The following is a 12724-nucleotide window of genomic DNA, read 5'->3' as shown; positions in this document are numbered from 1 at the left end:
TTATACCGATCCGACAGAGACCGATGCGCCTGTTGTCAGCAACGCTATCCCTGACGCTCCTGGCTGCCGCTTGTACGGCCGGTGCCGCGCCGTTGCCGGCCCCGCACCGGGTCGATATCCCCGCGACCGGTCTGACCCTGCACGCGCAGCTCTATAAGCCTGATGGTGACGGTCCGTTCCCCACCGTAATTGCGCTGCACGGCTGCGGCGGATTGAGTGGGCATTCGGAAGCCGTGCTGCCGCGCTACCGCGACTGGGCGGAACAGCTGTTGAAGTCCGGTCATGCCGTGCTTTTGCCGGACAGTTACGGTTCGCGCGAACTCGGCCCGCAATGCCGCGTCAAGGAGCGCCGCGTGCTGGCCCGCCGCGAGCGGGTGGCCGATGTCAACGCATCGCGGCAATGGCTGTTGCAGCAGCCTTGGGTGGCGCGCGACCGCATCAGCCTGATCGGATGGGCGAACGGCGCCAGCGCACTGTTGTGGGCGGTGCGTCCGCAATCGTCATCGCGCGGGACCGATCCGGATTTCCGCTCGGCCATCGCGTTCTATCCGGATTGCCGGATCTCCTCCGGCCTTGGCTGGAGCACGCGCGTGCCGACGCTGCTGTTGATCGGCGCCAAGGACGACGTCAGTTCGCCGTCGGCCTGCCGTCAGGTGGTGGAGGGTGCCCGCGGCCGCAGTGCGCTGGCGCGAATCGTGGTCTATCCCGGCGCGGCTCACGATTTCGACCTCGCCAACCTTCCGCTGCGGGCGATCGCAGGCGCCGACGCCGAATTGCCCGAACGTGGCCATATCGGCACCGACGCGGATGCGCGCAGGGACTCGCAGCAGCGCGTCACGGAATGGCTGGCGCGCTGACGTGTTCGTCATGGCCGGGCTGGTCCCGGCCATCCACGTTCTATCTTGATGCCACCAAGACGTGGATGCCCGGCACAAGCCCGCGCATGACGGCGGAGAAGTGTTCGCTAAAACAGGCTTCCCTGATCGACCGGCTTTGGCACGCGCTTCGGCGCCGGCTTGGGCTCGCGCGGCGCCGCTTTCGGCGCGCCTGAGGCCGAAGCCGTCGCCTGAGGCCGATCCGCATCCGCGGTGGCGCCGACGCGGCCGTCGGCGAATTCGATGGAAAGACGTGCGTTCGGCTCTATTGCAGCGGCGGCATGGACGGCGTGGCCGTGTTCGTCGCGCACCAGGGCAAAGCCGCGGGCGAGCACGCCGCGATAGGACAGCGCAGACAACAATTGTCCGCTATGGGCGACCCGCGCGTCGAGCCGCTGCATCGCGGTCTCGATCGCACGGCGGGCGCGCTCTGCCAGCCGTTGTGTGCGCTCACGGTCGCGCGCAATGGTATTGCGCTGCGCCTGGGCATTCGAGAGCTTTGAGGCCTTGAGCCTGATCTCCAAGCCGGCGAAGCGTTCGCGCCGGTTGCGCAGCAGGGCACGGGCGGACAGGCGAATGCGTTCGCCCGATACCGTGAGGCGGTGGTTGGCCTGCGCGACCTGTCCGCGCAAAACCTTCAGCGTCAGGCCGGCGCTGAGATGCGAAAAGCGGCGGTGGTGGGCGTGGGTATTGGCCTTCAATGCGCGGGGCAGGGCGGCGCCGAGATGGTCCAGCCGCTGCCTTGGAATCGCGAGCAGTTCACTCAAACTCGGCAGCGCTCGGGCGGCGGCGCGCAATTCATTACGACGGCTCTCCTGGCCGCGCTGCCAGCACACCATGGTGCGGCGCGCCAGGCTTTCCACCTCGGCGAACAGTTCGCTGCGCACGGGAACGGCCATTTCGGCCGCCGCGGTCGGCGTCGGGGCGCGCTTGTCGGCGGCGAAATCGATCAGCGTGATATCGGTTTCATGGCCCACGGCCGAGATCAGCGGGATCATGCTGTCGGCGGCAGCGCGGACCACGATCTCCTCGTTGAACGACCACAGATCCTCCAGCGAGCCGCCGCCGCGTGCGACGATCAGCAGATCGGGGCGCGGGATTCGTCCCGCTTCCGGCAACGCGTTGAAGCCCCGGATGGCCGCCGCGACCTGTTCGGCCGAGCCGTCGCCCTGCACCTTCACAGGCCACACCAGCACCCGGCGGGGAAAGCGATCCTGCAGCCGGTGCAGGATATCTCTGATAACCGCGCCGGTCGGCGAGGTAACCACGCCGATCACTTCCGGCAGCCAGGGCAGCAACTGCTTGCGCGTCTCGTCGAACAGGCCTTCGGCGGCGAGCTTCCGCTTGCGCTCCTCCATCAACGCCATCAGCGCGCCGATGCCAGCAGGCTCCAGCGAGTCGATGACGATCTGGTATTTCGAGGAGTTTGGATAAGTCGTGAGCTTGCCGGTGGCGATGACCTCGAGCCCCTCCTGTGGCTTGAACCGCATCCGGGCATGGGCGAACTTCCAGATCACCGCCTCGATCTTGGCGCTCTCGTCCTTCAGCGCGAAATAGCAGTGGCCGGAGGAGTGCGGCCCGCGAAAGCCGGAGATTTCGCCGCGGACGCGGACATGACCAAACCGGTCCTCGACCGTCCGCTTCAGGGCGGAGGAGAGCTCCGAGACGGTAAATTCAGGCGCGTTGATCAGGTTATCTGCTGGCATATCAGGGATAGAATCGGCCTTTTCCGGCGCTTCCGCAAGGTGCCGAGGCCGTGTGCGGGGAGCCATGGCACATATCCACACGGAAATGGACACGTTGTTGCGGCGGGCTCCTGCCGTGCTAAACCCTCGCACAATGGCCGGCAACCCCTCCACTTGGCTGCACTCCGAATGAACATTCTCCTGCTCGGTTCCGGCGGCCGCGAACACGCTCTCGCATGGAAGATCGCCGCTTCCCCGTTGCTCACCAAGTTGTGGTGTGCGCCGGGCAATGCCGGTATTGCGCGTGAGGCCGAGTGCGTCGCGCTCGATATCGCAGACCATCCGGCGGTGATCGATTTCTGCAAAAGCAACGCCGTCGATCTCGTTGTGGTCGGGCCGGAGACGCCGCTCGCCGCCGGCATCGTCGACGACCTCGCCATCGCCGGCATCAAGGCATTCGGGCCGAGCAAACAGGCTGCTCAGCTCGAGGGCTCCAAGGGATTCACCAAAGCGCTCTGTAGCGAATTCGATATTCCAACCGGCGCCTATGGCCGCTTCACTACCGCCGATGATGCGCTGGCCTATGTGCGCGCGCAGGGCGCACCGATCGTGGTCAAGGCCGATGGGCTGGCCGCCGGCAAGGGCGTCGTGGTGGCAAAAACATTGGCCGAAGCCGAAGCTGCCATCGCCATGATGTTCGACGGCGCGTTCGGCGCGGCGGGAGCGGAGGTCGTGATCGAGGAATTCCTCGCCGGCCGCGAGATCAGCTTCTTCGCGCTGTGTGACGGCGAGACCGCGATCCCGCTGGCCTCGGCGCAGGACCACAAGCGCGTGTTCGACCATGACGAGGGACCGAACACCGGCGGCATGGGCGCCTATTCGCCGACGCCGTTCGTGACGGCTGAAATTCACGATCAGATCATGGCGCGCATCATCCTGCCGACCGTCGCGGGCATGAAGAAGCGCGGCACGCCGTTTCGCGGCGTGCTCTATGCCGGCGTGATGCTGACGGAGAAGGGGCCAAAACTGTTCGAATACAATGTCCGCTTCGGCGACCCTGAATGCCAGGTGCTGATGTTGCGGATGATGTCCGACATCGTGCCGGCGTTCCTGGCCGCCTGCGACGGGCAATTGAAGAACTTTGATCTACGCTGGTATCCCGAGCCTGCGTTGACGGTGGTAATGGCGGCGAAGGGCTATCCCGGTGACTACAAGAAGGGCACGCGCATCGATGGGCTCGATGTCGCGGCTGGGATCGACGGTGTCGAAATCTTCCATGCCGGTACGGTGGCAAAGGACGGTGGCATTGTCGCCAATGGCGGCCGCGTGCTGAACGTCTGCGCGATGGGCAAGACCGTCACCGAGGCGAGAGAGCGTGCCTATCAGGCCGTCGACCGTATCAAATGGTCCGATGGTTTCTGCCGTCGTGACATCGCCTGGCAGGCGGTGGAGGCGGAGAAGGCGGGTTAGTCGGTCATTCCGGACGACGCGCCGTGCGCGTCGATCCGGAATCTCGATGTGGTGAGCTCCTCTTTAAGTCATATCGAGATTCCGGGTTCGGCGCGTTGCGCCGCCCCGGAATGACGGATGTGGCTCACAGCAAATCCCCACCCGCGGCGCTCGCGGTCGTGCCATGCTCGCGGAACGCCTTGATGACGTTCTTGCCGATCTTCCACTTGTGCACTTCGTCGGGACCATCGACCAGCCGCTGCGAGCGCACTTGGGTGTACCATTTGGCGAGCGGCGTATCCTGGCTGAAGCCGAGCGCGCCGTGAAGCTGGATCGCAGTGTCGATCACCTTGTGCACCATGTGCGCATGGAAGATCTTTGCGATCGAGTTTTCCTGCCGGATATCTAGGCCCTTTTCCGCCTTGTAGGCGATGTGCAGCAGCATCAGGCGGCCGATATAGAGTTCGCTGGCGCAATCGGCGAGCATGAACTGCACCGCCTGCCGGTCCGCGAGCAGCTTGCCGAAGGTCGAGCGCTTGGTGACATGGGCGGCCGCCATGTCGAGCGCGCGCTGCGCCTTGGCGACGTTGTGCATGCCGTGGCGCAGGCGTCCATAGGCGAGGCGGTGCTGACCCATCGCAAAACCGTTGCCTTCGCCGCCGAGCAGATTGTCGGCCGGCACCTTTAGATCCCTGATCTCAATCTCAGAGTGGCCGCCGTGCAGCACATCATCGTGCGGCCCCTCGATCGCCATGTTGGCGACGTTCCGCTTGATCTTGTAGCCGGGGTTCGGCAACTCCACGATGAAGGTGGAATACTGCTTGTGCCGTGGCGCGTTCGGATCGGTCTTGGCCATCACCAGCGCCATGTCGGCCACGCTGGCGGAAGAGGAAAACCATTTTTCGCCGTTGAGTATATAATTTTCGTTGCCGTCCTTGACTGCCGTGGTTTGCATTCCGGTGGCGTCGGCGCCGGCAGCCTTTTCCGTCATCGAGAAGCAGATGCGCTTCTCGCCGTTGAGCAGCGGCTTAAGGAACTTCTCCTTCTGGTATTCCGTGCCGTGGGCGAGGATCGTCATCATCGAGGCGTCGTCGGGACCTTGCGTGTTCATTGACAGTGCGCCCAGCATGCTTTCGCCAAGCTCCATCTGCACCAGCGCATTGGCGAGCGGACCGAGGCCCATGCCGCCATATTCCTTCGGCACCCATGGGCACCACAGCCCACGCGCGCGGGCCTTGGCGCGGAGCGGGCCGAGCACCTCGGCGAGCGGCTTGGTATCCAGTTCCTTCTCCGCGGGAATGCATTCCTCCTGCACCCATTTGCGGACCTTCTCGCGGATCGCCTTGGCTTCGGCCGGAATTTCGAAATCGATCGACATCGCTGGTTCCTCGCATCTTGTTGCTCTTGGTCGGACTTGAGGGATGGCATAAACCTGCGGTCTGCCAGCGGCAACGGCAAACAAAGTTTGAAGCAGCCAAGGCTGTCATACCTCGCGCATGGGGGGTATCCAGTACGCCGAGGCGCCTGTTGTTGACCCCTGGCGCTGGTGTTTACTGTATCATCCGCCTTCGCGGATGATGACGGGAGAGTACGAAGATGCCCGATCTTGCCGATTTGTTTCCCGGATACGCTTCCGAATGGATCAATACTTCGTCGGGACGCATCTTCGCCCGCGTCGGCGGCAAGGGGCCGCCGCTGTTGCTGCTGCACGGGTTTTCATCGACTCATGTGATGTGGCACCAGGTCGCGCCGCAACTGGCGGACCAGTTCACGCTGATCATTGCCGACCTGCCGGGCTATGGTTGGTCGGATATGCCTGATAGCGACGAGAATCATGCGCCCTACACCAAGCGCGCAATGGCGAAAGCGATGGTAGAAGCGATGGAGCAACTCGGCCACGTGCATTTTGCACTCGCCGGTCACGACCGCGGCGGACGGGTCTCGTATCGGCTGGCGCTCGATCATCCCGGCCGGCTGTCGAAGCTCGCGGTGCTCGATATCGCGCCGACCTATGACTATTGGGAGAAGTTGAACCGGCTTTCCGCGCTGAAGATTTACCACTGGGCGTTTCTGGCGCAGCCTTACCCGCTGCCGGAGACCCTGATCTCAGGCCATGGAGAGTTCTTCCTGAAGGCAAAGATGGCGAGCCAGACCAAGAGCAAGACGCTCGATGCGATCGATCCGCGCGCGCTGGAGCACTATCTGGCGCCGTTCCGTGATCCCGCCCGCGTGCATGCGATGTGCGAAGACTACCGCGCCGGTGCCTATGCCGACTATGAAATCGACAAGGCCGATTTCGACGCCGGCAAGAAGATCACAATTCCAATGCTGGCGCTGTGGGGCGATGCCGGCGTCGCGCCTGCTGCGACGACGCCGATCGATGCGTGGAAGAAATGGGCGACGAATGTCAGGGGAGCACCAGTGGATTGCGGGCACTTTCTCACGGAGGAAAATCCGGACGTGACGGCGAAGTTGCTGCGGGAGTTTTTTACGGCGGGGTGATTTCGTAGCCCGGATGAAGCGCAGCGAAATCCGGGGTGCCGCACGCGTTGGCCCCGAATTGCGCTTCGCTCCATCCGGGCTGCGAGCCCATTACCGCCGCTCCCTGAAAAACTCCCGCAGCAGCGCCGCGGCCTTGCTCTCGCCGACGGCCGAATAGACTTCCGGCACGTGATGGCAGGTCGGTTGCGCGAAGAACCGCACGCCCGAATCCACCGCGCCACCCTTGGGATCGGCGGCGCCGTAATAGAGCCGCCGGATCCGCGCAAACGAGATCGCGCCGGCACACATCGTGCAGGGCTCCAGCGTGACGTAGAGGTCGCAATCGACCAGCCGTTCGGTGCCGATGGCCTCCGCCGCCTGCCGGATCGCCAGGATTTCGGCATGCGCGGTCGGATCGCGGTCGGTCAGCGTCCGGTTGCCGGCGGTGGCGATGACCTCGTAATCCCTCACGATCACGCAGCCGATCGGAACTTCGCCGGCTTTTCCGGCGTTTTCGGCCGTTTTCAGTGCCAAATCCATGAAAGAAGGGGCAGTCATGCCTCGTATCATTGGAATAAACCTGCTATGAGGGCCGCCTTCAGCAAACGTGGATGCCGGTTTTGCGTGAGAATGCGCCTTGAGCGAAGTGCGCGCGCGTTATCGCTATGACAGCCCATCCTGATCCGCCTGATGGCCATTTTATTCGGACCCAAGAGAACATTCATGCCCCGCGATAACGACAAAAACAACGATTCCCGCGGCCGGCGGGACCGTCCCGGTGGCGGCAAGGGCCGCTCGGGAGCGGCGAGGGGGCCCGAGAAGAAGTTTGCCAAACGCGGCTTCGGTGCCCGGGATGGCGATGAACGTGGCGGTGAGCGGCGTCCCTATGCCGCGAAATCCGAGGGGGCGATATCGTTCGGCAAGAAGCCTTACGCCGGCAAGCCGGAAGGTGCTTCGTACCGCCGCGATGATGACCGACCGCCGCGTCGGGATTTTGGCGATCGGCCGCAGCGCTTCAACCGGGACGACCGTCCCCGTGATGACCGTCCAGACCGTGGCCCGCGGAAGGACTTTCGTCCCCGCGAGGATCGTGACGGCGAAAAGCGTTCGTTCAAACCGCGTGGCGACCGGCCGAATTACAATCGCGACGACCGACCGCCGCGCCGCGACCGCGACGATGTGCGTCCCGCCGGGCGTTCCTCCGATAGGAAGTTTGGCGAGAAGCGGCCCTATACTCCGCGGGAGGGCGGCGGCGAGAAGCGGCCTTACACGCCGCGCGGTGAAGGTTTCCGGAAAGACAGCGACCGGCCTCGTGGTGATCGGCCGGACAGAAAATTTGGCGGCGACAGGAAGTTCGCTCGCGGTGCGCCTGACCGCGGACCGCGCAAGGATTTTGGCGACCGTCCCGAGCGTGGCGAGGACAAGCCGTGGCAAAAGCGTGATGATCGTGGAGGACGCGACGCCCGTCCCCCGCGCGATGGTGCACGCAATTTCGACAAGCCGCGCTTTGATCGCTCGCGCGACGACCGCGGCAGCGACGAGCGTCCGCGGTTTTCCCGCTCGCGTGAGGACCGCCCGAAATTCGACCGCCCCCGCCAGCGATCGGAGGGCCGCACGGACTGGCAGGAACATCCGCGTAGTGAATCGCGCGACGACCGCCCCCGCCGGGACAATGAAGACGACAGCAGGATTTTTGCAAAACGTCCCGCGTTCGGCGGCCGCGGGGCTTATCGCGAGCGCCCGACCGATTTCGACAAGCGCGCGCCGCGCGCAGAGCCGAAACCGAAGAAGGCCGGCGAGCGCATTGCGAAGGTGGTGGCACGCGCAGGCCTTGCCTCGCGCCGCGATGCCGAGGAGTGGATCACGCAGGGCCGCGTGACCGTCAACGGCCGCGTCATCAATTCGCCGGCGCTCGACGTCACCGCCAATGATGTGATCGCTGTCGATGGCAAGGTGTTGCCGCCGCGCGAGCGCACGCGACTGTTCATGTATCACAAGCCGCGCGGCCTAATGACGACGCATGCCGACCCCGAAGGGCGGCCGACCGTGTTCGACAATCTGCCCGAAGGCCTGCCGCGGCTGATCTCGATCGGCCGGCTCGACTTCAACACCGAGGGGCTGTTGCTATTGACCAATGACGGCGGGCTCGCGCGCGCGCTCGAACTGCCCGACACCGGCTGGCTGCGGCGTTATCGCGTCCGCGCTCACGGCGAGGTCACTCAGGCGCAACTCGATGAGCTAAAAAAGGGCGTCGAGGTCGACGGCGTTAAATACGGTTCGATCGATGCGACGCTGGAGCGCGACCAGGGCGCCAATGTCTGGCTGGTGTTTGCGATCCGCGAAGGCAAGAACCGCGAGGTGCGCAACGTCATGGCGCATCTCGGGCTCGAGGTGAATCGGCTGATCCGCGTCTCCTACGGGCCGTTCCAACTCGGCGAACTCGAAGAAGGACAGGTCGAGGAGGTCAAGACCCGCGTGCTGCGCGAGCAACTCGGCGAGAAGATCGCGGCGCTCGCCGGCGCCGATTTCAACCGGCCGATGCCGGGCGAGAAAGCCGATAGTGAGGACGACGCGCCGCGCGCCAAAAAAACGTTCAAACCGGCCGGCAAAAGCGCACTGATCGCCGACCGCAAGGGCCGCCGCGTGCTGGTGCAGCGCACCGGCAGTGAGGAAGCCCGCGCGCGCAACGAGGAAGAGGCCAACGGTTACGGCCCGCCACGCCGCCCGCGACGCGGCTATCACGGCAAGCGCGACCTGAAGCCGCGGGACGAGTAGGGCGACTGATGAGGTTCGGGCCTTCGCTTTCATCTCGTCCACTCACACGGGCACTCTCTCCGTTCCCTCTCCCCTTGCGGGGGAGGGACAGGGAGAGGGGTGCCCCACGGGAAGTCTGCCCGTGTGGCACCCCCTTCCCCCGCCCCTCCCCGCAAGGGGGAGGGGAGCGCACCACCGGTGCTGCAGGCATCCGGGCTCCATCAAGAAACTGGGCTCATTAATGCGTATCGTCGGCGGACGGTTGAAGGGCCGCAATCTGGCCTCACCATCCTCGCGGGACATTCGCCCGACTGCTGATCGCCTGCGCGAGTCCGTGTTCAACATCCTGATCCACGCCTACGACAACCCGATCGAGGGTGCGCGCGTGCTCGACCTGTTCGCCGGTACCGGCGCGCTCGGCATCGAGGCGGTGTCGCGTGGCGCTAACTTCACGCTGTTTGTCGACAACGGCGCAGAGGCGCGCGCGTTGTTGCGGAACAATGTCGAAGCGCTGGGGCTCGGCGGCGTGACAAAAGTCTATCGCCGCGATGCCACCAATCTCGGCCCGGCGCATCCGGTCGAGCCGTTTTCGCTGGTGTTCCTCGATCCGCCTTATGGCAAGGGGTTCGCGGAGAAGGCGCTGGTCTCGCTGCGCGATGGCGGCTGGCTGACGCCCGGTGCGCTGCTCGTAGTGGAGGAGGCGAAGGCTGTGACGTTCGCGGCGCCTGAAGGATTCAAGGAGCTGGAGCGGCGCACGTATGACGATACGGAGTTTGTGTTCTTGCGAGCCGTTACCAATCCCTGATTTGTCATGCCCCGCGAGGGGGCATCCAGTACGCCGCGGCTTCTCGGCTCAACTACTGACGTCTCTGGAATACTGGATCGCCCGCCTTCACGGGCGACGACATCGAGTGTGGGCAAGCGCTGCGCAAAACCTACCGCCGCCCGAACAGCTTCTCGATATCGGCGAGCTTCAATTCCACATAGGTCGGGCGGCCGTGGTTGCACTGGCCGGAATTCGGCGTGTCTTCCATCTCGCGAAGCAGCGCGTTCATCTCCTCCGGCTTGAGGCGTCTCCCGGCGCGGACCGATCCGTGGCAGGCCATGGTGGCCGCGACATGCATCAGGCGGCGCTCCAGCGGCAGTGCCTCGTCCCATTCGGCCATGTGCTCGGCGAGATCACGAAGCAATCCGGCGGCATTCGCCTTGCCGAGCAGCGACGGCGTCTCGCGCACTGCGACCGCACCGGGGCCGAAGGATTCGACCGCGAGCCCGAATGACGCCAGTTCGTCGGCGCGCACCAGCAGTTTTTCCACGGTGGCTTCATCGAGCTCTACGATCTCGGGGATCAGAAGAATCTGCCGCTGCACACCGTTTTTCGCTAGCGATGCCTTGAGCTTCTCGTAGACGATGCGCTCATGCGCAGCGTGCTGATCCACGACGATGAGGCCGTCGCGGGTCTGCGAGACGATGTAGGTCTCGTGAATTTGCGTGCGCGCAGCGCCCAGCGGACGGTCGAGCAGATCGGCGGATGGCTGCGCCTCGAAGCGCACGTCAGCGGTTGGCGCGCCGACATCGAACGCGGCTTGCCCGGCTTCGGCGAGCGCCGTTGCCGCCGCGCCTTCGAACGAGGACGAGGGCCTGACGGGGTAAGCCGGCGAACTCCGCCAGTCCCAGTTGGTCGGGCGCGACGCAAAGGACGGGCGGAACGCCGACAGCGCCGCGCCGTCGGTATTCGCTGCAGTGCGCCTGCCCTCGCGGGCTAGGCCATCTTTGAGCGCATGCACGATCAGCGCGCGAACGAGGCCGGCGTTGCGAAATCGCACCTCGGTCTTGGCCGGATGCACGTTGGCATCGACCTCCTGCGGCTCCAGTGTCACGAACAGCGCCACCACGGGATGCCGGTCGCGCGGCAAATAGTCGGAATAGGCCGCGCGCACCGCGCCGAGGATGAGCTTGTCACGGACCGGGCGGCCGTTGACGAACAGATATTGCCCGAGCGCATTGGCGCGGGTCAGCGAGGGCGCGGCGGCAAAGCCCTCGAGCACAACGCCTTCGCGCTCGGCGCGCACTTCGATGGCAGAAGAGCGAAAATCGCTGCCCAGAATATCGCCGAGCCGCGTCAGCCGGCCCGCAGCACCCGGCAGCGCCGCGGCCCAGGTCACCGGCGCGCGTTCCTCGCCGGCCAGCGTGAAAGCGATGTCGGGCCTTGCCATCGCCAGCCGCCGCACCACTTCGCGGATCGCTTCAGCCTCGGTGCGGTCGGTCTTGAGGAATTTCAGTCGCGCCGGCGTCGCGTAAAAGAGATCGCTGACCTCGACGCGGGTGCCGTGCGACAGCGCGGCCGGCATGATCTGCGATTTCATCCCGCCTTCGACCGACAGCGACCAGGCATGCGGCTCACTGGCGTGGCGCGTGGTGATGCCGAGCTTCGCCACCGCGCCGATCGAGGGCAGGGCCTCGCCGCGAAAGCCGAGCGTACGAATGCGCAGCAAGTCCTCGTCGTCGAGTTTGGAAGTGGCGTGGCGATCGACGGCGAGCGCAAGATCGCGATGGGTCATGCCGCTGCCATCGTCCGTAATGCCAATCCGCCGCCTGCCGCCGCCGTCGGTGAAAATATCGACACGACTGGCGCCAGCGTCGATCGCGTTCTCCACGAGCTCCTTCACCACGCTCGCGGGACGTTCGACCACTTCACCAGCGGCGATGCGGTTGACGACCTGTTCAGGGAGTTGGCGGACGGGCATGCGTTCTCGGATCGATTCGAGGCTGGACGACGATTTTACGCGGCTACCGAGTCAAATGCATGTGTTCAAAATATTTTTACGGAACTTTCCGGAAGCTGCGGGGGGCGCCGTATATGCGGTCTGTGTGTGGCCAAGGATTCGCAAAATGACCCCGAAATCCCTGCACGATCACCACATCGCGCGGCTTGCATGGCGAACGCGCCGTTCGCGGATAACGACTGATCCGGCGATGAACATGTTCGGGTTGTGAACGGTGCCTAAAGAAGCCGAACTGTTCGTCGTCAACAAAACCTTGGAGAAATGGATGAAGCTAGTGAAAACCTCGGCGATCGCGGTTGCAATCTCGGCTCTGCTTGCAGGTCCGGTACTGGCGCAAGGCGCCTCATCCGACAGCCAGATCCGCGGCGGAGCAAAGGGCACAACCCAGATGCAGGGCGGCGCGTCGGGCAGCATGGACGAGGATGCCACCGCACCGGCGGGCGCCGCCAGCCAGAGGGCTGGCGCGAAGAGCGGGATGAAGGGCACCGTCGGAGCCGGCAGCGGCACGAAGACGACCGGCGGGGCGGCTACCCCTCCAGCGACTAGCCGGTAAGAACCACCCGGAGGACACCTGTCTCCTCCGCCGGGTTGTTCTCCAAACAGAACTCCGGCCGCGATACGCGGCCGGAGTTTTTTGTGCCTTGGCCCGAGTCCGCGAACCGAAAGCCCGGCTGGGCGGCTCTATCTGACGAGA

10 protein-coding genes are annotated in these 12724 nt (G+C 64.8%); 6 read left to right on the top strand and 4 right to left on the bottom strand.

The window, feature by feature from the left end:
- Positions 1 to 23 precede the first annotated feature (23 nt).
- The gene (locus tag HCN58_RS22800; protein WP_171581614.1) at positions 24 to 857 is read left to right on the top strand and encodes a dienelactone hydrolase family protein; all 834 of its coding nucleotides are present in this window, start codon (positions 24 to 26) and stop codon (positions 855 to 857) included.
- A 107-nt stretch (positions 858 to 964) separates the two neighbouring features.
- Here HCN58_RS22800 and xseA read toward each other — a convergent pair whose 3' ends face one another.
- The gene (gene xseA / locus HCN58_RS22795; protein WP_171581851.1) at positions 965 to 2581 is read right to left on the bottom strand and encodes an exodeoxyribonuclease VII large subunit; all 1617 of its coding nucleotides are present in this window, start codon (positions 2579 to 2581) and stop codon (positions 965 to 967) included.
- A 168-nt stretch (positions 2582 to 2749) separates the two neighbouring features.
- Between xseA and purD the strand changes: the two genes are divergently transcribed.
- Complete coding sequence (purD, locus tag HCN58_RS22790; RefSeq protein ID WP_171581613.1) at positions 2750 to 4030, top strand: phosphoribosylamine--glycine ligase; 1281 nt, start codon at positions 2750 to 2752, stop codon at positions 4028 to 4030.
- A 124-nt stretch (positions 4031 to 4154) separates the two neighbouring features.
- Here purD and HCN58_RS22785 read toward each other — a convergent pair whose 3' ends face one another.
- Positions 4155 to 5387: an acyl-CoA dehydrogenase family protein gene (locus HCN58_RS22785; RefSeq protein ID WP_171581612.1), complete on the bottom strand. Its 1233-nt coding sequence runs from the start codon at positions 5385 to 5387 to the stop codon at positions 4155 to 4157.
- A 218-nt stretch (positions 5388 to 5605) separates the two neighbouring features.
- On the opposite strand from HCN58_RS22785, the gene HCN58_RS22780 reads away from it, so the two are divergent.
- Positions 5606 to 6511, top strand: coding sequence for an alpha/beta fold hydrolase (locus HCN58_RS22780; protein WP_171581611.1), 906 nt, complete (start codon positions 5606 to 5608; stop codon positions 6509 to 6511).
- 90 nt (positions 6512 to 6601) lie between these two features.
- Here the strand turns inward: HCN58_RS22780 and HCN58_RS22775 are convergent, their stop codons facing one another.
- Positions 6602 to 7060 carry a nucleoside deaminase gene (locus tag HCN58_RS22775; protein ID WP_065731443.1) on the bottom strand — a complete coding sequence of 153 codons (459 nt, stop codon included), beginning with the start codon at positions 7058 to 7060 and terminating at the stop codon, positions 6602 to 6604.
- A gap of 153 nt (positions 7061 to 7213) precedes the next feature.
- On the opposite strand from HCN58_RS22775, the gene HCN58_RS22770 reads away from it, so the two are divergent.
- Together HCN58_RS22770 and rsmD are read left to right on the top strand one after the other, a co-directional pair.
- The gene (locus HCN58_RS22770) at positions 7214 to 9265 is read left to right on the top strand and encodes a pseudouridine synthase (RefSeq protein WP_171581610.1); all 2052 of its coding nucleotides are present in this window, start codon (positions 7214 to 7216) and stop codon (positions 9263 to 9265) included.
- A 220-nt stretch (positions 9266 to 9485) separates the two neighbouring features.
- Positions 9486 to 10049, top strand: a complete 564-nt coding sequence (gene rsmD, locus HCN58_RS22765; protein ID WP_171581609.1) for a 16S rRNA (guanine(966)-N(2))-methyltransferase RsmD — start codon at positions 9486 to 9488, stop codon at positions 10047 to 10049.
- Positions 10050 to 10179: 130 nt separating this feature from the next.
- Here the strand turns inward: rsmD and mutL are convergent, their stop codons facing one another.
- Complete coding sequence (mutL, locus tag HCN58_RS22760; protein WP_171581608.1) at positions 10180 to 11991, bottom strand: DNA mismatch repair endonuclease MutL; 1812 nt, start codon at positions 11989 to 11991, stop codon at positions 10180 to 10182.
- A 304-nt stretch (positions 11992 to 12295) separates the two neighbouring features.
- On the opposite strand from mutL, the gene HCN58_RS22755 reads away from it, so the two are divergent.
- Entirely contained in the window at positions 12296 to 12583 is a 288-nt protein-coding gene (locus tag HCN58_RS22755) for a hypothetical protein (protein WP_171581607.1), read from the top strand.
- Positions 12584 to 12724: the final 141 nt, after the last annotated feature.

It is taken from the genome of Bradyrhizobium australiense, assembly GCF_013114825.1.
Classification (GTDB): domain Bacteria; phylum Pseudomonadota; class Alphaproteobacteria; order Rhizobiales; family Xanthobacteraceae; genus Bradyrhizobium; species Bradyrhizobium australiense.
The sequence above is the reverse complement of the archived record's forward strand: the minus strand, read 5'-3'. Positions and strand labels throughout refer to the sequence as shown.

What these genes read in the sequence shown, in the direction of transcription:
- HCN58_RS22785 (WP_171581612.1), bottom strand. Translation starts at nt 5,387, where the DNA reads ATGTCGATCGATTTCGAAATTCCGGCCGAAGCCAAGGCGATCCGCGAG.
- HCN58_RS22770 (WP_171581610.1), top strand. Translation starts at nt 7,214, where the DNA reads ATGCCCCGCGATAACGACAAAAACAACGATTCCCGCGGCCGGCGGGAC.
- xseA (WP_171581851.1), bottom strand. Translation starts at nt 2,581, where the DNA reads ATGCCAGCAGATAACCTGATCAACGCGCCTGAATTTACCGTCTCGGAG.
- purD (WP_171581613.1), top strand. Translation starts at nt 2,750, where the DNA reads ATGAACATTCTCCTGCTCGGTTCCGGCGGCCGCGAACACGCTCTCGCA.
- HCN58_RS22800 (WP_171581614.1), top strand. Translation starts at nt 24, where the DNA reads ATGCGCCTGTTGTCAGCAACGCTATCCCTGACGCTCCTGGCTGCCGCT.
- HCN58_RS22775 (WP_065731443.1), bottom strand. Translation starts at nt 7,060, where the DNA reads ATGATACGAGGCATGACTGCCCCTTCTTTCATGGATTTGGCACTGAAA.
- HCN58_RS22780 (WP_171581611.1), top strand. Translation starts at nt 5,606, where the DNA reads ATGCCCGATCTTGCCGATTTGTTTCCCGGATACGCTTCCGAATGGATC.
- mutL (WP_171581608.1), bottom strand. Translation starts at nt 11,991, where the DNA reads ATGCCCGTCCGCCAACTCCCTGAACAGGTCGTCAACCGCATCGCCGCT.
- rsmD (WP_171581609.1), top strand. Translation starts at nt 9,486, where the DNA reads ATGCGTATCGTCGGCGGACGGTTGAAGGGCCGCAATCTGGCCTCACCA.
- HCN58_RS22755 (WP_171581607.1), top strand. Translation starts at nt 12,296, where the DNA reads ATGAAGCTAGTGAAAACCTCGGCGATCGCGGTTGCAATCTCGGCTCTG.